The 25,700-nt window shown below is 49.1% G+C and carries 1 protein-coding gene; it reads right to left on the bottom strand.

Features of this window, described 5'->3' with window-relative positions; translation table 11 throughout:
• Positions 1-41: 41 nt before the first annotated feature.
• Positions 42-25,700 carry a hypothetical protein gene (locus K2Y22_09740; GenBank protein ID MBX9878725.1) on the bottom strand — a complete coding sequence of 8,553 codons (25,659 nt, stop codon included), beginning with the start codon at positions 25,698-25,700 and terminating at the stop codon, positions 42-44.

Raw genomic sequence — 25,700 nt, 5'->3', positions numbered from 1 at the left:
AATACTTTCCAGTATTGGCTCCGCCAACATTAGTCACGAACTTACTTGCCGGTAAAGGCTCCGTGAGCCCCGGTTACGGTCATTAAACAGGCAGCCGTCTTGATTAACTTGCCCGCAAGCTGCTTATCGGTGGGAGACTTGGATTGGATGAGCTTGGTTAAAACAGGCGATTGTTCAATAAGACCCATATGCGAGAATTCCGAACGCGACATGGCGTGCCCATTCGACAGGTCGGCATTAATCACGTGGCGACGTCCAAGACTATCAGCTTGGGCGGCAACTTGCAGGTGCGTCGAATTGGCTGCCAGCATTACTTCTTGTCCGATGTTGAGCTTGATGGAATTATTGCCGGCTTTGATGACGATGGCGTTGGTGTGAGTTTCATGCAAGGCACGAACCTTGACGACATGGTTGTCGCGGCTTACGAGCGCTACTGAACCAGACTCAATTGAGATGGTGTAATCACCGGCTTTAACAGTTGTCGCTTGCGGGCTGTGGATAAGAACTTCACCAGAGTGAAGATCGACATGTCCGGCGGCATATGAAACATTAGCGTTGCCTGCATGTCTTACCTGGCAAGAGCCGAGGTCAGCTTGTTGTAGCTCATATGCAGTGTTGCTCATCGCCGGGCTTGATGGCGCCGATGTTGTAAATGCTATTGGTAAATAAGCTTTCTCGTCGGAGTTGTTAGATGTTGATTGAGTAGATGGTTGATTGTCAGAATTGCTGGGTGGTGCACTCGGTGTGACTGCGCTCGGGTCAATGAGATTAACTTGCGTCGAGTTGAAGTTGTTGATGACCATGGATGCTGAAGGAACATGCGGAGTCGTTGTGAGCAGCTGCGGCACGGGGGGTGAAGCCACTATGGCAGTGTTGATTGTGAGTAATGGAGTGATGTTGGCAAGGGCTGTCACAGTCAATGGTTGAGCCGTTGTGGCCGTCGTGCTAGCCGAGGTTGAGTTGGTAGACGGAGCAAGAGCAACTTTAACAGATGATGATGGAGAGGCAACAATTATTGGTGAGGTGTTGGAAATTGCCACGACTGGCTGACTCGATGGAGTCGGTACAACTGGTGGGTCAGCTGTAATTGTGACATTGCCGCCGAGGTTGATTGTGCCGGAAGCGCCGGCATCAATAGTGACATTGGCGCCTATTGCATTAATGGTGTTGGTTGGAGCATCAGCGGTGAAGCCATTGTTGCCTATGATAATCTGACCACCGCCTTGAATATTAGTCGTGACGTTGGCGCCTGTCGTACCTGATGTGCCGATAGAGTTACCGACGGTGATGGTGACATTGCCCAGACCGCTGCTACCGTTATTTGTGTATGCTTCGACGGTGGAATTTTGCTCGAGGTTGATGGTGCCTGTTTCATTGTTGTTGTGGATTGTGATATCGCCTTCATTGGCATGAACAGTTGAGCCTTCGGTGACGGTAATTGTGCCGGAGCCTGTCAGTTGAATCGAACCATAAGTGGATTGAACATTACCTACATTGAGACTGCCATCGGATGTTACATTGACAGAGGCAGCAGTTATGCCGGTGATAACAGTTGTTTGACTGCCGCCTCCGGTGATGTTGGTGTTGTTGCCGCCCTGGTTGGTTGATGTAATTGTGGTGGCAGTCGTATCAATAGCTGTCGTGTTGCTGCCGATGTTACCGCTGCCTGTTGATGTCGTCAGAACAGGTGTAATTATTGAGCCGCCGTTGTTGAGGATATTGCCGTGACCATTGCCGTAAAGGGAGGTGAATGATGTAGCAGTGATGTTGGCGGAAAGAATAATTGTCCCTGCGCCGTGGAAGGTAACGCTGCTTGAAGATGTTATCGGTTGAGCAACTTCAACTTGACCATTGGAAGTAATATCGATGACCGAGCCTGAAGATGGGTTGTGTACGCGGATAGAGTTGGAGGAGTTGAGATGAACTTCACCGCCGGAGGTAATGAAGGTTGTATAGAAAGCACTAGTTTGAATGGGTGAACCGGAAGAGCCGATGTTGCCGGAGCCTGATTTGAGGTAGACACTTGAAGTTCTAATAGTGCCGGCATTTTGCACGATGTCACCGGTACCATTAGCTACCATGTCCACCCAATTGGGTGCGGTGAAGTTACCGTTGAGTGTAACCCCGCCGTTATTGCCGGTGACTAAAATTGAAGCGCTTTGGCTGGCTTGTAGAGTGGAAGACAATGTAACAGCGTGGTTGTTGGTTAAGTCTAGATTGCGAACCGATGTAGCGCCTAGTGTCAAAGTGCCGGTGCTGGTATTACCGATAAATGCATCGCCACCTGTATTTACGGATATAGATTGCGCATTACTATTGAAACGACTGCCGGTGGAAGAACCAAGATTACCCATTGAGGATGCGAAACTTAATGCTGGTGAATCAACAGTGCCTGTGACTTTACCGTTGCCGTTGACCGATAGACTGACCGCATTAGTAGCAGAAACTGGACCTGTAATGTTGATATTGCCGTTGTTGGCTGTAGTGGCTAGTGTCAAGTTTGTCTCAGCGGATACTGTACCTGCAAGAGTCATCGTTCCGGATGCCGAAAGTGACAAACTACCGTCACTGATTAGTTGACCTGTACCAGTTAGAAGGAATGCAGGGCGGCCGTTTTCGGAAGCTTGATCCGAGGCTATGTTAATTAGACCACCGGATGGAGAACCTGATGTGATAAATTGAGCAGTGCCGGATATTGTGGCTATTGGAGAGAGACTGGAACCGCTGACGTTGATATTCAATGGGTTTGAGGCTGTAAAACCGTCAAAGGTAACAGTTACACCGGTTGGAATATTGGTTCCGGTGAGTGTGCTGGACAGCATGTTGGAGCCGATGATGGCGTTGCCGCCTGTTGCAACGCCTTGTGCATCGACCTGCAATGTGCCGCCAATTAGACTTTCTCCTTGCAGTTGGATGATTAGAGCGGTGAGATTTGGATCGGTGAAGTCAAGGCTGTAAATCGGCCCATCAACCGGAGGTTGTGATGTTCCGTTGATTGTGACATTGCCGCCTAATGATATTGAGTTGGCTGACAGGGAACCTGTGTCGAAAATAACGACACTGCCGTTTGAATTTACATGATTATCCGGAGCTGACGCTGTGATGCTATTGGCTCCAAAATATGTAGTGCCACCATTGGTATTGGAAACAACCACGTTGCCGGGAGCTGTACTGTTGGTGCCGCTCGGCAGTGAGGTGCCGATGAAGATATAAACACGGCCCAGAGTGTTACCTGTAGTGGTTGCAGATATTGTGACGCCGCTGTCTATATCAATGAATCCATCGACTGTGTTTAGATCTTGCAGTATGAGGTTGCCTTCGGTAACTTGAATGTTATTTGTAACGTGAATGTCGCCGTCGGCGACAATTGTTGTTGAACCATTAGCAGATTCGATAAGTCCTAAAGTTAGTGGTGAAGAAGCCGTTAGATTGATCGTATTATTTGCTGTTGCCGTCACGGTGCCTGTAAGGCTTGTCACGGTTGCATTAATGGACGCGGTTGAAAAATCTCCCGTAAAAGCCGTTAAAGCAATTGTTGACGCTTGAACAGTGCCGTCACTGACGAGGTTCAAATTGCCCTCTCCTGAAATATTTATCTGGCCGGCACCTATTAATGACCCATGATTGATAATTTGATCGGTCGGTCCATCCAAAGTATAAACAGAGAGCGTGCCACCACTGTTGATTGTCACATGCTGATTAATAGTCAGGTCGTTTTCGGAAGACCAGATATTTATTCCTGTTGTTCCAGTTGTTGTCAATTGTGCATTGCCAGTGCCTGAAGCATTGAAAGTGAGCGATCCGGCAACACTATCAAACTGAATTAGTCCGGAGTCCGACGTATTAAAAGTGACCGTGGAATTGGACGTTAAGGTGACTACTATGGGAGACGAGCCACGACCGAATATATAACCCAGGCTGTTACCGGTATAATCATTTGAAAATACGACATCGGCACCAAATTCTATAAATGGTGCAAGTACCAGTGTTGTACCTTGACCGACTTGTGTTAGTGAAGTTCCATCCTCAAATCGAATGACACCGGTAGGAGAGTAGGTGTTGAAAGAGTTTGAGTAAACGCTGTTACTGGCTTCCAGGCTGCCACTGCCGCTCACATGTAAGTCTCCGGAACTTTGTATGGTGATAGAGCCCAGGGCAGCTGACATGTCGCCATCAATTGTGATGTTTGTAGTGTTAACGGTAATATTGCCTAAGTCGGATGTTATTGTAGATGTGTTTAAAAGAACAACGCTTGAGTTGCCTGTGTTGGCAGTTATCGTGACATTGCTTCCCGTAGCGCTAAGCGTGCCGATGGTTAGGGTTGTGTTGGACTTGGATAGGTTAATGTCTATGCCCACACCTTCAGCATAAGTGGTACCTAAAAGTTCGCTTGAGGAATTGCCAACGACATAAACATAGCTGGTTGGATCAGGAGTCAGGTCAATGCCTGGCTGTTGATAGTTAAGATTGATAGTTCCTTGTGTTCCGGAGTTTGATGATACATTTATCGTGTTATTTAGGTTGATATAAAGATCAGTGTCGTCATCTGCCACAACAGAGAAACTGCCGCCATTGCCGCTGTCGGCAAAAGCAGAGATGTTGCCTCCGACACCGTTGCTGTTTGAAAGTCCACTGCCGATATCAAATGAATCATTGGAATTAAATTCCATAACTATATTTCCACCATGGCCGGAACCGGCACCGGAGGCTGAGATTACTGAGTTGTGTCCGTCTGAGATGGTGGCTGATCCATAGACGGCAACCGTTCCACCGGGAGCTCGTATTGTGATATTTCCACCATTGCCGTCTGTCCGCGATCTGGAGCTGACAAATGAGTCTATTGCAAGATTATTGAAAAGCGTAACAGCCTCAATATTGCCACCGTTAATACCGCCTGCCGTACTGATATAGCCATCGACATTTACATCGTATCCGGACTGCAAGGACACGTTGCCGCCACTGCCTACCGTGGCGCCTGCGTTAATCTCAAGTGTGTTTATTACACCGGCAGTGTCGCTTGATAGCAGGGTAATGGATGCACCATTGCCTGATGTACTGCCACCGTATGAGTAGATTGCGCCTGTCGTAATATTCGATAATGCCGTAATGGAAATGGTCCCGCCATTGCCCGCAGTCACCGCATTGGCAACTATATCACCGGTTTCAATGGTGCTATTGCGTGAGGCTAGCTGAATATCACCGGCACTACCGGTTGAGCCAAAGGAATTGCTGCGAACGAAGGAATCCAGTGTTATGTAATTTTGTGCCTGGATGATAATGTCGCCTCCATCGCCAACACCCATGGCTTGGGAGTCTATAAACGAAGTGGCATTAATGCTGTCATTTCTAGAAATCAGGCTTATCGGACCACCGTTACCCGATGTCACGCCGCCTTGTGTTCTGAAAGAGGTACCGTTTATGGAATCTTTGGCAAGCACAGTGATGGAACCGGCATTACCTGATCCTGATGTTGCTGTTGGGATTTGCGCAGATGCACTAACGAATGAGACATCAACGTTTGAATCTGTTACCAGGGTGACAGTGCCACCCGTGCCACCTTCCATTCCGCCGTCTGCCCTAATGGATGGCGAACCCGTAATAAGCGCGGTTGCCACAACTGTAATGTTTCCTGCCTTACCGGTATTGTCATCACCGACTACGCACTGATCGCATGCGGAACTGTCAACAAACGACACTCCAACAAATGCATCGCCGGCGTTGATAAGGATATTTCCGCCGTTTCCGGAAGCTCTGCTGCCTGTAGCTCGTAAAGAGTCATATATGACGCCGTTGCTGGCGCTGCTTAGTGTGATGGAGCCGGCATTACCTGTGGCGGTAGATGCTTGCGAAAAGGCAGAACCGGAGGAAGAATCTATAAAGCTGGAGAAAACAACACCCATGCTTGTAGTGATAGCTGAAATGTCTCCGCCTCCGCCTGCATCCGTGCCGCCAATTGCATTTAACGATGTACCCTGAATGGAAGTGTTGGCAGACAATGATATTGCCCCACCGCGTCCTGAGTCTCCTACTGCACTGGTATCAATATAGCTGTTGAGTTGTATGTAGTCTCCATAAGCTGAAATACGGACATTGCCGCCATTGCCGGAAGTGGAACCGCCAACTGCCGTTAGTGATGTACCAATAACCGCATTGTCGGCAAGCATGACAACGTTGCCACCATTGCCGATGTCATTGGCGTCCGTTGTGATTGTGGTGAATTGAATTGTGCCGCCGCCAAATGCGCTCAAGTAGTAGCTGCCCCCGGAGCCGGGGTTCTGAGCTGCGGCGGTAAATGCTCCGGTTCCAACAATCCCTTGAGGTCCGCTGGAGGCAAGCAATGTTGAGTAGCCATTGTTCTGATAGCTGAGTGAGCCGCCAACGGTGTTGTCGGCGCTGAAGCCGCTTAGATACATGTCGCCTGTGGTGATTATGGGCACTATTGTGCGACTGTCGCCGCCAACATCAAGAGTTATTGTCACCGGCGTGCTGAATGATCCGATATCTGATGTGTAAACGCCGGGAAAAATGTTGACATTGGATGTCGTGACTTCAATAGTGGTTGAAGTTGTAATTTCGCTTGGGTGCCCGCCGTTGGCGTAGAACAAGTATGCGTCCGGAGTGGCGGCAGTAGTAAATGCGCTTGCCAATTCAAAAACAATGGATGAGGTGGATGTGCTTGAAGCTCCGTCAGTGCCGGCCACATTAGCGCCGAGGAAAATTTGTCCATTGCCTGCAGCTATGCCGGAGCTGACATCCAGAGTGCCGACGGATACGACTGGGTCGACGGATTCACCGGATGAAACAAAGATATTGCCTGCATAACCCTGCAGGCTGTTGCTGGTAATACCATTGATGCTGATAGAACCTGAGGCTGCTGCGCTTACAGAACCGCCAATTGCAGAGGAAGTGTTGAATGAGCCGGATGTAAGAATGCTGTCAGTGAGAACAATTGAACCATTAAGCGAAGCGAGCAATACATTGCCGCCTGTACCCTTGCCTGTGGGTGCCGCTAGTTCGGTGCCGCCGGCAGCAGCAATACCGACGCCTGTTATTGATTGATTGGCCAGTAGTGTTACGTTGCCACCTTGTCCGGGAGTGAGAACATTGAATCCGCCTGTAGTGTCAATGGTGCCGAAAGTGACGGAGTCGTCGCTCCAAACAAGCGTGTTGCCACCGTTACCTCCTAGCCCAAATCCCCAGCTGCCGCCACCGCCGGCTGCCATAGTCCCGACATTGATACTTGATGCTGCAATCAAGTCAATGCTGCCTGAATTGCCGCCGTTGGCGTGCCCATATGTTGTCCCACCGGAAGCAACCAGCGAAGGAGCAATTATTGACTGGGCAATTATGTTGATGTTTCCTCCGTCTCCGCCTAGCCCATGTCCATATGAGATGCCACCACTAGTGTTGATGTAATTTACCAGTAAAGGTGATAATCCGGCATTTACTGTTACGTTGCCGCCAAATGCTCCAGGATCATGTCCATATGCGATGCCGCCTTTTGCAGTAATAGAGTTAATGGATATGTCGCCTGTTATGCCATAAATGGCAGAAATCAGGACCGAACCGGCATTACCTGTCACGGAGCCTTGTGATAGACCTGATCCTCCTGTGACATCAATGAGGCCAATATTAATTCGTCCGCCATTGACGACAACATCGCCGCCGCTACCGCAACTGCCTGAGCAGTTGGCCCCAATTGCTCTTATGTCTTGCGCGATAACTTCGCCTGCGCGCATGATGATATTGCCGGCGTTAACGCCGGCTGCGCTTGACGATGTTGAAACAACGCCCATCGTTGTAATTGTCTGTCCGGCGTGCAGATATACACTGTAGGGCGCGCTGACTGATAGACCTTGTCTGGCGACAAGTGTCATACTGGCCGGACTTGAAATGGCCAATGGTCCTTGCGTGCTTATTGTGCCGAGTGCCAATATGCTTAGATTTGCTGAAACTGCTAAAGTGCTTGGTAGTGTTGCATTGCCGCTTAACACAAATCCAACGTTTTCGTTTGTACTGACTGAGTCTAGATATAAGGAATTACCGTTAACATCCGATACGCCAATGTTAATTGGTACCAACATGTTAGGATAGCCGCCACCAACTATCGTCAGTTGCAGAGGAACAGTCGCAGAGCCGGCTATGGTGGCATAACCTCCTGGGCGTATGTTGATGTTGGTGGTAGGTGTTATATCTAAGTTTGATGGCAGGGTAGCAGATGCGCCATATAGCCCGTACACTAGTGTGTCGCCGTTGGTGTCACCGGACGCATCAATGCTTGCGTATGTAATATTGGTAGGATTGAGGGCAGAAGATGATGTTTGAGAACTCAAAAGAATTACCGCTCCTGCTACTCCTGATGGTGCAGTAGTGCTGATGTTGCCGACGTTAATGGCAGTAGAGCCGGTTCCTCCGCTGGAAACGAATACGCCTCCGGCATAAGGATTTGAGGCGCCGGCATCTGTTGCAATGTCACCGGCACTGATTGCTCCCGATGAGACTAGTGAAACCGATCCGCCACCGTGATTAGTACCTGTGGTGTAAGTTGAAATATTGCCGACCGTAAGATTTGTGCTGCTTGTGTTGGCTGCTGAGTTGATAATTTGTACTAAGCCGCCATTTGCTCCGGAAGCGTTAATTTCGCCCAGGAGAATTGTCGCTGCATTTGAATTGTTGCCGGTGAAGACATGAACAGAACCGCTGCTGACCAGACCACCGCTGGTGGTGATATCCGAGGTGGCAATTGCCTCAACCGCGCCGAGTGTGACGGTGCCACCGGACATGCCGGTTGCGCCGGTAGAAGTATCAATTGTGCTGGTTGTAATTGTTGTGCCTGCAAGCAAGGAGACAAAGCCTCCGTAGCCGCTGTTGCTGTTGGCTTCTATGTAGCCGGTGTCTATTGATTGTCCTGCAGTCATGCTGACATTGCCGCCGCTGACGCCTGCGCTGGAAGAGGCCCTGATGAAGCCGGTGGATATTGTTGTGCCGGCCATAAAAGTGACCGAACCTCCATGACCATCCGATGAGCCTAAGGTGTAAGCGTAAATTTCCTCCGTGTCAATGCTTTGTCCGGCAATTGCAGTTATGCTGCCGGCTGCTTTTCCGAGCTCAGCGCGAGCATCAAGTGCCAGGGTTTCAATGGTTGTTCCGGCTGTCAGAGTAATACCGCCGGCTACTCCATAATCGCAAACAGAACCCAACCATCCTGCAACGATTGAGTCTCCGGCAGTGAGAGTTATGGCGCCGCCTGCAATTTCAGTGGCATTGGTGTAAATGCCATCAGTGGTAAGAGTCGTTCCGGCTGACAGTGTTACGGCGCCGCCCATTTGTCCGTAATAAGATGAAGCATCTATCCATGAACCCAAGCTAATTGAGCCGGTGCTGCTTGTGATACTAACATTGCCTGCGTGTCCATAATAGCTTGAGGTAGTAATTGCCTCTGGGAAAGAGCCGCCGGGGTTAACTGAAACATTGTGCCCTGCGGAAAGAGTTACATTGCCACCATCACCAATATCTGCATTGCCTGAGGCAAAAATACCACCTGCAAGCAAAATATCGTGACCGGCCGTAATGGAAATATCGCCTGCGCTTTGATTGCCTGAAACATAACCGGTGCCACCAAAGCTGTTGACCATGCCATTAACAATTACATCTGTACCGGCTGATAGGGTTATGTTGGCTGTCGCCACCAACTCTGCGTTCAAAGTTGTATCCAAGATGCTGCCCGAGCCGCCGGCGGACATTGTTATAGCAGCGGCGCTAACTCCGGTTCCTGATAGGTTTATATTCCCGCCTCCGGTTGTAACAAGTGAAAATACACCAACAGCAGACGATGCTTGCAAATTGACGTCACCTAAGTGTGACACGTAAGAACTGCCGTCAGAAGTTATGGTTAAATTTGTTGGACCGCCGGATGTGAATGGTTGAACGCGTACGGTACCCTCGACTCCAATACTGGCATTGTTGGTGGTGGTAAGTGTAACAACATCGGCAGTTATGTAGCCGTTGTTAGCGGCAGCAATATTGCCGTTGGCGGTAATGTCTATTGAACCGTCACTGCTTAGTAGCCCGGTGCTGTAGATGTAGAATATCGGGCCTGCTTGGTCGGAGGTGATGTTTAACACCGCTCCTGACGGATTAACCGAACCAATAAACTCGTGAGTTCCTGCCAATCGAGCGTATAGTGTGTTGCTTGTTCCGGTAATATCTATGGATACAGAATCGGACAACGTGAAATCTTCCATGGTCACGGTTACGTTTGCCGGGATGTTGTAACCGGTAAGCGTTGCTGAAAGATTTGATGGGGCTATAATAACATTGCCGCCTGTGGCCACACCGTTGCCGTCTACTACTAGGGTGCCACCCAACTCCATGCTTCCTTGTAGTGAAATAATCAGGGCGGTTACCGTAGGATCTGTTAGATCCAGACTGTTTAACAGAGTTGCATTGGATGCATTGATTGTTACATTACCATCCAGTGTTATCGCGTTTGATGAGGCCGTTCCGGTATTGAACAGGATGGAGGAGTCGTTGGCCGTAAGAGTGTTTGTTGGTGCATTGGCCGTGATAGTCGAGGATGGGCTGTCGCCAAAATAGACGCTGCCGCCATTTGGTGTATTGATGACTACATTCGATGGAGCTGTTCCTGCATCCGGGTTGGACGGTACTGTTCCAATCGTGATGTAGACATTGCCAATGGTATTGCCGCTGTTGCTGTAGGCGCTAAGTACTGAGTTTGCTCCGATGAATATTGTTCCAGTGCTGGTGTTATCGTTTTCCAGAGAGAGATTTCCGAGATTGGCATGTATCTGAGCACCGGGTACGGTTGATAATGCTCCACCTGTTGCTCCTAAAAGAATTGCAATTGAACCGTTAGTGGTGCTGATGTTGCCCAGGGTTAGATCGCCTGTGTTGACTGTCAAATTAAAGTCGCCGCTGCCGGCGGCACCAGATACTGTGCCGGTAATACTTTCTTGGGAGACGGTAACTGCGCCGATGGTGCTGTTAAAGGCAACTCCCAGATCGGCTGCCAATGAGCCGGTGCCTGTGATTATGAGATTGACATTGTTGGAAGAGAATGTGAGGGAATTGTCCGTGGCTATGGTAACCCCGTCAATTGAAGCAGTACCTCCAACTGAGATGTTCACAGGAGCTCCATATAAATACAGAGTTGATGGACCGGCAGAGCCTGATGTATTGAAGGCAATGTCTGCGTACGTGGCTGTGAAATTTATGTTGCCGCCGCCGACCGACAGCGTTGCATTGGAATTGTCTGCTAAAGTAATGGATTGAGTTGCGTAGAAATCAACTGTTCCAGAGCCAGTAACATTGTATTGAGATGATGCACCAAAGGTCACACCAGGCGTAAAGAATGTAACATTTGCGTCGCCGTCGATTGTTTGTGTTGTGTTGTCGCCGAAATTAACAGAAGAGCCTGTCCCGTATGCATAGTATGAGACATTGGCGCTGTCTGGGAAGGATATTAGTTGATCGCCATTGAAGGTGATGCTTTGATTGAGTCCTTTGTATGCCGAAAAGTAGAAGTAGGAAGTTCCAGAGAGGGTTTGTTCGAGAGTGCCATTACCTGAAATGTTTAAATTGCAATTTCCCAGTGCCTCAATTATTGTGTAGTAAGAGGACGTTAGCGTACCGTTGTTCACAAGATTATTGGTGATGATGGTGAGTCCGGAGCTATAGACTGCAGGGCTTACCTGCACACCACTGGCTACGACGATTGTCGGTGCCATAAGTGTAAAATCACCTGTAAGAGTTTCGTAAGACAGGTTGGTGTTCAAGGTAATAGAATTGACTGAGTGAATACTGGCGGCGTTCGTGTACGCTGTAATTCCGGCTGGCAGAATTAGTTCGGTAAATCCGCCTGCTGGTAGATTCGCTACTCCTAGATTGAGACTACCACCAACGGCGTTTCCGTTAGAATCTAGGGTAATTGTTTGACCGCCATTTAGCGTTTGAATTACTGCCAGCCATTCTGCAGGGGTTACAGAAAGACCGTTTGTGACTTGAAGACTACCATTTTCCGATATTGTTACAGGTGAACTATCAGCAGCATAAGTCCCTGACGATATGTCAGTGCCGGCGGAGGTTCGATTGATATAAATACCACCCTGTGCATTTATGCTGCCGGCTGATCCGCTGCCGCCAACTGTGAAAGAAGAAGATCCCAGGTTTGCCGAATATGCTCTGCTGCCTGATTCAAAATTACCATCTTGCAAAAGTACATTGGGTGTGCTGATGTATACCTGTCCCGAATTTCCTGCGTAAATCGAATATCCGGCAAACGGCGAATCAGTGAAACCAAATTCGGATCCGATTGTTTGAGAGACTGTGACGGATGAACCGTTCAAGCTGATGACACCGCCTGGTCTGGTACCGGCATTCGTGCCTGCGCTTCCAACTCCGTCCACGGCGCCACTGCCGCCATGACCGAAAGTGCCGGGATTACTGCCGCCGGCGACATTCGAGCCGCCCTCGCCGCCAGTGCCGCTGCCACCGCTGCCGCCATAGCAACACCAGTTGCCCGCGGCGCCGCCACCATACCAGCCGCCACCGCCACTAGCTGCTGCTCCTCCCACCCCGAAGGTGCCTCCACCGGTCGCAGCACTGGTTACCGTGCCGGCGGAGATGGATGGCGCTGCACCGCCACCGCCGCCGAAGCTGCCACCGCCGCCGCCGATGCCAATTGCGCCTTTGCTGCCGCCTCCAGCTGCTAACACCGGTCCATCAATCGAGATGGAATTAGTCGCAAACAATGTAATATTGCCACCTCTACCTCCATCGCCGCCGCCACCAAGATTGGCACCGCCTCCGCCACCTGATGTGTTAATGCCGCTGTCCACGGTGATGGAACCGTTATATGCGTAAAGCCCAATTTCTCCGCCGTCACCACCATCACCGCCGCCGCCGGCTGCTCCGGCGCCGCCGCCACCGAAAGCGTTTATTATGCCGGCGATGGTTATGTCGCCGCTTGTCGATGCTATGCTCACATATCCGCCTGCACCGCCGTCACCACCGCCACCTGCGGCAGCGCCGGCTCCGCCACCGTAGGCCAATAAGTCTCCGGTCACGATCGAACCGCTGGCGGAAGCGATAATGTTACCTGCGTCAAGCCTATCACCACCGCCTTGCACACCACCTTCTCCGCCTGCGGTTTTAAGATTTTGAATGGCGATCGTACCTGTTCGATCTGAGCCTGCATGGGCTTGCAAATTAATATCGCTACGGTTAGTAGTCAGACTCAATGTGGAAGCGTCAATATCCCCGCCAGTGGAGCTAGCGCCTGTAATATTGAAGATACTGCAGCCACTACATTGCGTGTTTGGTGTGAGAGTGAAGGCGACACCGGCAGCTAGAGTTATATTGCCACCTACGACAGTGCCGGTGTTTGCGGTGGTGTTAATGTCTGAGTTAATTGTCGTTTGATAAATGTCGCGGCCTGCCAACGCAGTAAAGTTGCCGCCACCATATGTGGTGAGAGAAGTCAGTCCGATATCTTCTGCAGCCGTAAAACTTATGGAACTGTAGAAGCCGGCCGATACGACAGTTGATACCGCTATACTGCCGCCTGTGCTGTTTATGGCTATGTTGCCGTTAGTTAAAACAGTGCCATCAATTTGAATATCACCGTCAGCCGTGACGTTGAGTGCGCCGGCACTCGACAGTGTCGCTGTGTTAGCTATAACGAACACGGGTCCGGCTTGTGTTGATGTTATATTCAACGAGCCCGTGCCGGTGACTCCTGTCCAGACAAATTCATGAGTGCCGCTCAGTAATGCTTGGCTGGTGGTGCTCGAGCCAGTTATGTCGATATGCACTACATTAGTGAGCGCAAAATCCTGCATGGTTAAGGTAACATCTTGAGGGATGTTATAGGCGGTAATGCTTGCGGCAAGATCTGTCGGTGCCAGAATAACGTTGCCGCCGACTGCAATGCCGCCGCTAACCTGCAGGGTGCCACCGATAATACTGTCTCCTTGTAGTTGGACAATAAGGGCAACAGTGGCCGGGTCGGTAAGGTCAAGGCTGGTAAGTCCGGTGAATGGGGCTGTGTTTGAAGCGTTAATTGTTACATTGCCATCGAGAGTGAGAGCTAGGAGATTGGAATTGCCCGTACTGAAAATCACGGAGGCACCGTTAGCATCAATGTTATTTGTGGGGGCGTTGGCTGTGACCCCATATGTTCCAAAGTAGACTGAGCCGCCGCCGGATGTAGTCACATTGACGTTATCTGGAGTTGTCCCTGTTACTGGATTGGACGGCACGCTGCCAATGACTATGTTTACATTGCCGCCGGTAGCTGTTTGAAGAGTTAGGTTAGAAGCAAGAACAATAGTACCTAAATCCGTATTGTCATTTTCAATTGTTATGCTGCCACCATGAACCGTGAGATTTGTAGTCAAGCCGCTACCGACAGTGAGCGCCGTATTGGTTGAACTCGTTGTTATTGTCATGTTGCCATCAGCTACTGTAATATCTCCGACAATTTGTGTGGCACCTCCACCGGTTATCGCCAGATCGAAATCTCCACCTGAAGATGAGCCTAAAAGGATCGTTCCGCCGAGCTGACTAATGAATACTGTTCCGGTACCGGACGTTTCTGCCGCCAGAGCGCGAGTGGCGATGGTATTTATTCTTGCGTTTGCGCTGGTGCCAATATTACCTGAGTCTGAGCGAAGAATAATATCGTCTGAGCCACCGATTATCATACCTGCAAGTTGATTGATGTTACCTGTTCCATTAGCTTCGATATCTACCTGGGTCACACCAACAACATCGTGGTGGAGGGTAATGTCGGAGTTTCCTGTAGAACTAATAAAATCGGTTATCTGTGCAACTGCCGCACCGGTAACATCAATAGAATCTGCATTGAAGACAAACAATCTTCCAGTTCCCGTTGCGACTCCTGCTGTACCTGTAGTCACGGTTAATGCACCGCTTGTGAACTTCCATGCTAGTGCATTCCCAGAACCAACGGTGCCTGTTGCCAATGTTGGACTGTCAAAATGGATTCCATTGCCGCTGACTCCAACATCGCCTCCAACAGCGAATAACCTTGCAATGCCTGTAGCATTAATTGCACCGGCTGATTGACTAATTGATCCCGTGCTCAATGCTGCAAAAGTTGATGACTTCACCTCTATGTCCGAGTTCAGATTGCCTGTCAATGAAATTCCCGTTGTGCCGCCGCTAGCAACAACCATGTTGTAGCCGCTTCCTATTGTGTATGGTGCGCTGGCTTCGAAAGTGAGTAGATTAACATTACCGCTGGAGACAATCGGTACAATAGTGCGACTGTCGCCTCCCACTGCCACGAAAATGACAGCAGATTGCGAGGAACCAATATCCGTAGTGTAGACACCTGGGCGCATTGTAATATTGGAAGTTGTGACAGATAGCGTGGTTGAACCAGAACCGGTAATAGCCATTACCGTGCTTGGGTTGTTTGTTGAGTCGTAAAACAGATATGGATTTGTAGTTGGCGATGCTGCACCGGTTCCTGAAAGGCTATACCGAATCGCACCGGAGCTTGAACTTGAAGAACCTTGACCATTGGTTCCTGTTGTATTTGCTCCTAGGAAGATAATTCCAGCTGTGCCTCCTGTGCCGGCACTAGTATTGATAGCGCCTGTTGAAACGCTTGAATTGCCGCTGGTATCACCTGATGAAATAAAGATGTTGCCGCCCACTCCATTGGCATTGGCTGATTGGACTTGAATTCCACCTACTACGCTTACGGTGCCACCGGCAACAAGAGCTACCGATCCGCCAAGTGATCCATTGCCTGTAGATGTATTGTCGATGGTATTGCTATAACCTCCAGTGATGGCTATGTTTCCACCGGTGCTGACCAAAACTGTTGATGCACCATTGCCGTTATCTGATTTGGCGCTTATGCTGTCGGCTGTTATGGTTCCGCCGGCAATCACGGTTATTGCACCGGCATCGCCTAAGGCTCCATCTGAAATAGCGCCTCCGGACGATAAGTATCCGGTTGTAACAGTTTGCTTGGCATAGATATTGATTTCACCACCAGGTCCGCCTCCATTGGCGTTGATGTTATCGGTCGAGACGGTAGACCCGGATACAATTGTGATGCTGCCGCCTGTACCTGAGCCTGCATATGCAATTAATGCATTGGTAGTAACAGAGGTACCTGCAGAGATGGTGATGCTTCCACCATCGAGTCCGACGCTACTGTGGGTGAAGATGGTGCCCGTGTTGATGCTCGTGCCGGCCGCCAGGGTCACAGTACCACCGCTGGCTGTGGCGCCTGTGTTTGCATAAGAGTCAATTTGTCCAGTCGTCAGGGAACCGGATGCTACTGCTGTTACATCGCCGCCAGAGCCTCCATCAACGCTGCGCGCGTGTATATAACCAAGTGAGATGTTACCGCCCGAAATAGCTCTAACAGCTCCGGCATCACCGGTACCGCTGGTTGCCCATATCGCTTGAGTGGTCAAATTGCCGCCGGCAATGAGTGATATTGCGCCGGCAGATACGCCGTTTTCACCATCGGAATCAAGTAGTCCTGTCGTAATGTCTGTTCCGGCCTTTAAAATGATCGAGCCGCCATTGGCGCTGCCGCCATATGAATATAAATCGCCTGTGTTTATTGAGCCGGCAGCCGTCATGACGATTTGTCCGCCGGTTGCTCCGGACCATGCATCTGTGTCAACCAAGCTGCTGAGCCCAATATTGCCACCGGAGGTAATCGTGACATTGCCTGCTGTGCTCGTGCCACCGGAAACGTAAGTCTCGATTGTCTCAAGTAGATTTAAGTCGGTACCGGAATAAATTGTGACATTGCCGCCATTCCCGCTTGTGGAGCCGCCAATTGTAGAAATTGTGCCTACTGAAAGTGTTCCTGAAGTCGTGCTTAGCACAACGTTGCCACCGTTGCCGTTTGGATCGCTTGCGTGCGTTGAGACGAGTCCTGTGCCGCCAACGGTAATATCGCCGCTGGCAATTAGTGTTACGTTACCACCGTTGGCATTATTGAAGATGTTTTCCGTGTTGATGTCTTCGGCTGTCGTAATTGAGCCGCTTATCGCGTTGATATAAATGCTTTGGTAACTACCTCCCTGCATATTTGTATACACGTCACCTGTAAAGTAACCGTTGCCGCCTATGGCAAAGCCACTGTATCCGTATTCATTGTTTATATAGGTGCCGTTAGAGGCTCCTGCTTCCGTGCCGATGAAACCATAATTGATCAAGCCGTCGTTTTCAAAGCCGTTGTATGGAACAAGATTCAAGGTCATCACGCCGTCACCGGTGATTTGAAAATGAGCGCCGTTTTGAACAACCATTGGGGCTCCGTATGTTTCCACAAGAACGTTAGCAGGGTTTGCGCCTGTGCCGTAAATTTGCACGTTGGCTCCTTGACCAACTATAAATTGTCCGTAGTTTGTTTCAGCATAGAATGTATAGAAGTCTGTGCTGTTGCCTAGCGTATTGACTTCGACAGTGGCTCCGGAAGCAATTTCTAAGTTGCCGTTACAGCAGACAATTACATGTAGTGAGCCTCCGACTGAGGATGTGCCTAAATAAGTTGGTGTGTCCGGGCAGAGCCAGCAGTTGTTGATCCAAGCGCTTCCTTGCGTATGTACTGTGACATTAGGACCCTGAAACCATACTGGTGAGTCCCAATCATCGGCACCGATATTTCCGGTGTCCGTGGTTAGATTTACCGTGTCGCCTGCTTTGACATAACCCCCATAACTGGTTGTAAAAGTGTCCGGATCGAAGTATGATGGAGCGTTAATAGAACCTGTCCCTGTTGCTGTCAGGTTTACATCACCACCGGCAACAACGACAGCGTTTAGGTCGATTGTAATTGTGCCGTTGCTGATTGTGGATAAGGTAAATGTTCCTCCTATTTGGGATGATCTAAGCGTTATGTCGCCGTCATTTACTAGGGTGACGTTTCCGGAGCTTGCCACTGTCAAAATAGGAGTTTGGATCCGTCCTCCTGTCGATGTGATGTCACCGTTGGATCCAAGAGCCAGCGTGCCGTCGCTGGTCAGTAGTCCGCCGCTTTGGAATACAAGGACAGGACCGGCTTGCGTTGAATTGACATTTAGAACAGCATTTGATGCAGGACCAGTACCGACAAATTCCATTGTGCCGGCTACCAACGCCTGCGTAGTTGTGCTTGATGCAGTTATGTTAATGTTGAGTGGATTGGTTGATTGGAAATCCTGCATGGTTAATGTGACGGTGCTTGGTATGTATTGCGCACTGAGGGATAAAGATAGATTTGATGGAAGCAGCGTTGCTTCACCTACCAGATCCGAACCGATCAATTGTAGATTGCCGACAATAACTCCGGCTGTTTGCAAGTCGAGTAAGAGCTGTATTGCATTGGGATCATTGACTAAATCAAGACTGGTAATTAGTTGATAGGGCAGTTCTCCTGCCGTTGTGCCATTGATAATTACGTTGCCGCCAAGTGTGATCATATCCGAGGCGGAAGCGTCAAAAGTCACTGTGCTTGCCGCTGTGGTCACATAATTGTCCGGAGCATTTGCTGTGAATCTATTTCTACCAAAGTATATCTGACCTCCACTAGCTGTTCCGGAAATCACATTGGCAGGCGCGCTTCCGGCAATAGGGCTTGTCGGTAGCGGACCGCTCACTATTTTCACTGTGCCGTTATCTGTCGCGTTAGCTACGGCCGACAAAAATGCATTTTGTCCTAAAGTTATGAAGCCGCCTGAAGTGTTTTGCAAGAGTAAATTGCCGATGTTGGCTCTAACTGAAGAATTGGCCAGTACTTGCAATGTGCCTGTACCCGCTACTAAACTGATTGAGCCATTGGTGCCTGTGCCGGTTGGATTGGCATAGACGCTCCCGATGGTTAGCCCTGACCCGGTTGTTGTAACGTTGAACGCATTGTAAGACTGTCCAATTATGGGAGAGGAAATTTGGAATTGTGATACGTTGACGGATCCGTTGGAGCTGATTAAGAAAATTCCTTGTGGTGCCCAAATTGCATCTGCTCCCGGTCCGATTATATTTATGTCGCCATCATTGGTAATGGTGAGTGTTCCTGAAGCTAGAAGGTTTCCTCCACGCTGACCAAGACTGCCGAAGTTTGGTGAATAAGAGAAGTTGGGACCGCCTGATGCGTTAACCGGCAGAGCATCTATGGTAATTGTGCCGCCACTATTTGATACGGAGATATTGATGAGTTCCGAAGATCCTTGTGGGATTGAATTGATTGTGGCGCCATGGTTGATTGTCAGGTCTCCACCAATGTTGGAAATTATGATACCGTTGTTTCCTAAGATTTCAGAGTCACTGGTAATCAGCATATTGCCGTTTTGATTGCGTAAAGTTACGGTGCCGCCGTTGGAATTAGCGGTTCCTGCAACCGTATTGCCCATGATGAAATCGCCATCCCGATTAGAAATTAGGACGTTGTTGCCGTTGGAGCTGGCGCCGCCTTCGAATATTAAGTCACCATAGTGATAGATGTTCACATCTCCGCCGCCGTTGTTGCCGACTCCAGCGCCTACTAAGTAATGAGCTGTTCCGGAAGTGCTTATAGATATGTTTCTGCTTGCGATGTAGGATTTTGACATTGTGAAACTATTGCCGGAAGCAGAGCTAAGATCGAGATCCGTTATCGTGACTAGCGCATCTGTGCTTTGACCAAGTCTAGATAGATTCGTTAGACTGAAATTGCCGTTGTATTGAATAGTTATTGTGCCGTCAGACCCGGCCAAACCAGAAGCGAGAATATTTGAATTGAGTGTAATGTCGATACTGCCATTGTCTGAAATTAGCGAAATTGATTTGGCGTTATCATTATTGTGACCAGCCTGGATGGTCTGGGCGTCCATGTAAATATCCCCGTATTGATTTCTAATGCTTACATTTCCGAAAGCATCAATAAATCCGATTTGAATGTCGGTAGTTCCGGACAACGGACTGGTGCTGTTTGTAACTGTTATATTGCCGTTTTGTGGATTGTTGCCGCCAAGTGTGACTAGTTGACCGGTGAAGATGCGACCGGCTCCGGTTCCTGTAAATGACGCATCTATACGTCCGCCTGCTATTTGAGAGCCATTATTGATGAAGTTACCGGTCGTTGAACTGGCACTGACGTTGGCGCTGATGATTCCTCTTGGCGCATATATCTCATGCACGAATCCACTATCCTGTGTGGAGCTTGCATAAATGAGTGCGCCGGTTCCGTTAAAGGCAACCGCACTGGAGCCGGTCACTGATAAATTAGCGGACAAACTGTCCGAGCCTATGTTGAAGGCTCCGTAGCTGCCTGTGTCGATATAAACATTGCCGTTGCTTGATACGGTCATGTTGCCGTTGACTTGGAAGGGTAAACTTGTGTGCACGACTAGAGTATTGGCTGGATGTGAATGTTCGTTTTGTGGGTTCGGTGGACCTTGCGTGCCTATTGTTAGATTTCCGTTTACTACGTAGCTGCCTGAGGCTACACTGTTGACTACAATAGTTGGGTCTCCATCGAACAGAGACGACAAGATAACCATGCCGTTTACGATTTGAGCAGCAGGAGCTTTGTAATATGTGGTACCAGTCCAGGTAGAAAATGTCCAATTCTGCGAGCTTTGCGTGCCTGCTGCAGTTATGCTCATGCTTCTGATTGAGTTTGTTGCCGTGTTTGGATGCCAGGTGCCATATTGAGGTGTTCCTGGTGTAACTTGATTAAGCAAAGGCTCATAACCGCTTGTATTATTCAAAAATGCGGTTTCGTTGTAATTGCTAAATGTATACAGTCCGGGAATGCCTACGTCCAGCATGGCTAGTCCTGCATTGCCGAACGAATCTTGCGATGTTTTAGCTGTTAGAATTACATTGCCCATAATGACTGATTGGCTGGCAACTACGCTGCCGTTCGGTGCGCTCATTGTGATATTGCCGGTACCAATCCCTGAGTAATCGCCGCTCTTTACTGCTGCTCCGGTTGTACTTCCTGTGTACATGCCACCAATTCCACTTACGAGAAGATCACCACCACCGGTATTTTGAATGGTGATTGACGTTTGTCCATGCACTTGAGGCAGTCCCCATAGAAAAATCCATGTGCCATTATATTGCGATGGACTAGGAGTATTTATGTCAAGCGTCAGCGTAGTATTTATTATGTAGCTGGTATTTCCGGAAAAGGAACCAGCGCCCGAAGGATTGTAGAGCAAGGCGCCGGTGTTGTTGCTGAAGACCGGTGTGTTAAAGACAAGTGCTCCTGAAGCGTTCACGCCGCTATTCGGGGCGAGAAATATTCTGCCGTTACGAATGCCGTTGCTTTCACGATTTACGGTGAATGTAATATTGGTACCGGTAACTCCAGCAAATTGATCGTTGTTGTTGCCGACTTCGATATCCCCTGTCTGATTGGTGATATTTACAGCGCCGCTGCTGGCGATTCTGCCAACGTGTAATGTATCGCCATCGACCGTAAGGCTGAATGACGATGCAGTATAGGTTGGTACAGACATCTGAAATCCGGTGCCGTTTGTAACGATTCCACTGATGCTGCCTTGGCTAACGGATACTACTGCGTTGCTGTTGAAGTGAATGTATCCTTCGTCAACAAAGCCTGGCAAGAAGGCTACGGATAGATTTCCATCACCACTGATAGTGAGATTGTTGGTACCGGCAGACACACCAAGGGAAGTGATGTATATGCTTTCACCTAGAATTTGTCCATCATTGACTAAAGTATTTGTATTGATTTGAATTGAACCGGATTGACCATTATTCGTATTTTGAATTAACGCACCGCTCTGCACAGTAATTGAGGGTGCGGTAATGACCATTGCCGGATTGGTTAAGCCTTGCGAAAACGAAAACGTGCCCTGAGTGGTCGAGCCACTAGTGAAGGTAATCGCTCCATCAGCGATGAGACTAAACTCCTGACCTACAGATCCGTTAAGCCCATTAATGTTGGTCGCACCTGCGTTGACGCTGTGCACAAATACAATGCCTCGAGCGCCCCCTGGGTTCGAACCGGTGCCTTGGAATCCTCCGCCGAATAATGATTCATTCCTTGCAGTTAAGTTGTCGGCATCAACATTTATTCGCTGGATGTTTGTGCCGGTATCACTCATGCTGCCGATATTGCCTATTTGGGTAATTAAGTTAACCGTGGGAGCGGTAATGACATAACTATCGTTTGTCTGAGTGATAGCTCCGGCACCACCTGGTGTCAAACTAACTGATGTTGTGCCGGTCAGGTTAGCCGACAGCACTATATTGCCCATGCTGTTGGTTGTGGATATGGCAAGAGTGTCAGCATCAACGTCACCTACAACATCAATTTCGTAATTAGAAGATAAGTTGAAAGTGCCGGCAACTGATGAAGATTGCAGCTGCAGCAACATATTGCTTTGATTGGAAATAGAAGCATTGCTGTTGGACTGGATATCCAGATCTATTTGTAAGGCCGCAACCGATTGCATCGATCCTATTGTTAAGGCCGTGCCCGTGCCGATGCCACCAGTATCGCTGGTTAGTGATATTGCAGGAGCTGTTAATGAAACCGTTGCAGCGGCATTAATTTCGCCCGACCCTTGAGCAGCGATTGAAAGTGATTGACCGGCAACAATATTTCCAGAGATGTATATGTTGCCGTTGTTGCCGCCGAGAAGACTAATTGTGTTAGCCTTCAGACTGTCAATTATATTCAGGTGTTGTCCGGATGTGATTTGCAGGGTGTTACCGCTGTTTGTGCCGGCGCTCGATTTGCCTATTTGCACCGATGCATTGGTGGCATTGATGTAGACATCTGTGCCGAATTCCGCATTGGCATTTATCGAAGCAGCGTCGCTGATAATATTCTCGGCAGAAGTACCAATATGTCCCATATAAACTTGCAAGCTGAGTGCTGATGATGACAGTGTGCCGCCTGTTTGCTCGATATCTATTAGTGAGTTGAGAGCAATATTCGATCCTGCAGTAATTCCGTTTCCGATAACTATATCCGGGTTGTTGCCGTTAGTTCTCAACGTGAAGTCGTTGGTTGCGGAAATGGTGCTTGTGCCGGTGGTAGTTATGGTGCCTCCTGCCCCTACGATAATATTATCTGTGGCAGTGAGAGTATCTATAGTGACGGCGCTGTACGGGTTGTCCAGAAGAATACTGCCTGTGTTGGTTACGGAAGTAGTTGCAAGATTTGTCGCTGCTACAAATACCAGCATGTTTCCTGATGATTGACCGTCAACGTCCAGTGTATTTATTAACTCCTGCGAGCCGTTGAGCGTTGCGTTAATTGTCGGGCTGCTACTTCCTTCGCTCAACGCTATGACAGCCCCGAAATTAAAAACGGCTGATGTGTTGCCTGCATAATATGTGATCCCGGCAAATGGAGCGTTGTTAACGGTGTATGAGGTGGAAATCGTCCCCAGAGTAAAGCCGGAAGTATTGTCTACGTGCACAATAATATTTTCAGGTGCTGATGCATTTACCGTACCGCTGAGCTGCTCTTGATTGACTGAAAGTGAACCATTGTTTGCTACGAAATTTATGCTTGGTGCTGTCAGGGTGCCGCCGCCGAACATACTGCCTACGTCAGTCACAAATAAATTATCACCAGTTACTGTAATAGAAGTACCGGCACTTTGAGATGCTCCATTAACGAAATTGTTGGTGAAGTAAGAAAGTGTGGAGCCGGCTGTTATGTTGCCGGTGCTCATGATACGACTGTTGGCACCTGTCGTTGTCAAAATAATGTCATTGCCTGTAATAAGTCCTGGGAAAAGGCTGCCTACTGATGTCACGCTGAATGTATGTGACGAGCCGGCACTAGATATGGACAACTGCGTTATGCCGGGATTGACGCTGGTTATGTAGACATTTCCATCTGAATTAGCGCCAAGTGTTGGAGCATTTACGACAACATTGGCCAGTGCAGTGCCGATGTTGCCTGCTGCATCAAGGGCAATAGTCGGTGCGGTAAGCGTGCCGTTGGTACGAGTTATGTCGCCTGCTGCAGCTGATACCGATATGTCGGTTGTTGCCGTTATGTCTTGGCGCAAATTGACATTTCCGCCCGTGGATTCAATTGTCACTTGGTTTGCCGTAATTGTGCCGATGGGCGTTATGTTGCTACCGGCGCTGATAGTGAATTGGTTGCCGGCAAATGAGGCGGCTGAGCCCAGTTGGACACTTGAGTCAGCAGTAATTGATACGTTGGAATTGGCGCCGTATGCTCTCAGTCCGTTTATGGCAACTGATCCATTATTGGTGGATCCGCCATAAGCTATTACATCGATGTTATTGTTGTTTGTCTCGAATGCATTGTTGGCAAGGTTGACATTACCGCCTGTGGTGCTTGGACCATTTATTGTGTAGTCTCCCGGGTCCGTACAAGTGGAACAATTAGGATTGTTGACTGTGAAGTCGACTCCTGATGCCAGAAGAATATGTCCTCCATTAGGTGTTCCGGCAGCACTCGATAGTGAATTGGCCTGACTGTTTGTTGCGCTAATGTTACCTCCGGCAAGGGCAATAAAATCCAGTCCACCATAAGCCCCGCCGGCAATTGCCGTTTGTAGAATGCCGCCTAAGTTGAGTTCTAAATTGCCGCCACTGGAAAAGATTGGGTCGGTACCGGTAATTGCCATGCCGTTAACTTGAAGAGTGCCACGCTCGACGCCGACAGCAGCAAATCCGCCGGCCACGTTTAGCGGGCCGTTAATTTCTTCAGCGGCAACGCCGACGATGCCGCTTGGGCTGGAGAAGTTTACCGATTGCCCGGTAAACGTGCCTCCAGTAACTCCCAAACGACCTTTAGACAACAAATTTCCTTCAGAATCGAAGGTCGTGATGTTGTTCAATACCGACAATTCTTTTGCCGCAGAAAACACGCCATTGAGACCATCTATCATCAAAACATTGGATGATGCAAGATTTGAAATAGTCAGTTTGCCGGCTAGTGCTTGCATCACACCAGAATTGACCAGGTTTGAAGTAACGGCATTGACGTTGCCTAGCTGCGCCATCATCGTACCTGTATTGACCATGGTTGCAGCTTGAGCCGATAAGTTGTTGATTGCTTGCATGACGCCCAGGTTGGTAATTGAATTACCTGCCGTCATATTTAAAACGCCGGCACTGCTGATGGTTCCGGCGTTGACTATATTGTTGACTGCGTTGAGATTTAGTGTGGCTAGTGTGGATGAAATTGTGGCTCCAACATTGTTGTAAATATTTGCTGCGTTGACGGTCGCGGAAGTGACTGCTGCGTTGCTGGAGAAAATATTGAATGTACCGGAGTTGGTAAGATTTCCTGTGAGGTTGAGACTTTGTAAAACGGCGGCGTTTTGCGATGCTCGTACTCCTTCCGGAATTACCAGGTTGGTCAAGCCGTTTGTAGCGTAATATTGCAAGTGTATGCCGCCACCCACGGCTGCACCCATGTCATTTAATTGCAAATACTGATTGCCTGTGTTGAATACCTGGCGAACAGCAACCATCTCAGCTGCCGTCAGCATGTCTGCAGCCGTCACAGCTCTTGTAACTCCGCCTAAGTTAATAGTCGCCTGTCCAGCTGACGGCAATACACTTGATGCTGCAACATTTCTGTCTGTCGATGACAAATCCAGATTTGTCGGTGAATTATTAGGAGCATCTTGTGCATATGCAGCCCAAGGGCATACCAGCTGAATAACCAGCGCCAATATTAATATGCGACCCAT

The sequence above is a fragment of the Candidatus Obscuribacterales bacterium genome, assembly GCA_019744775.1.
Classification (GTDB): domain Bacteria; phylum Cyanobacteriota; class Vampirovibrionia; order Obscuribacterales; family Obscuribacteraceae; genus SBAT01.
Note: the sequence above shows the minus strand (reverse complement) of the source record. Positions and strands in the feature narration are given on the sequence as shown.

What these genes read in the sequence shown, in the direction of transcription:
- K2Y22_09740 (MBX9878725.1), bottom strand. Translation starts at nt 25,700, where the DNA reads ATGGGTCGCATATTAATATTGGCGCTGGTTATTCAGCTGGTATGCCCT.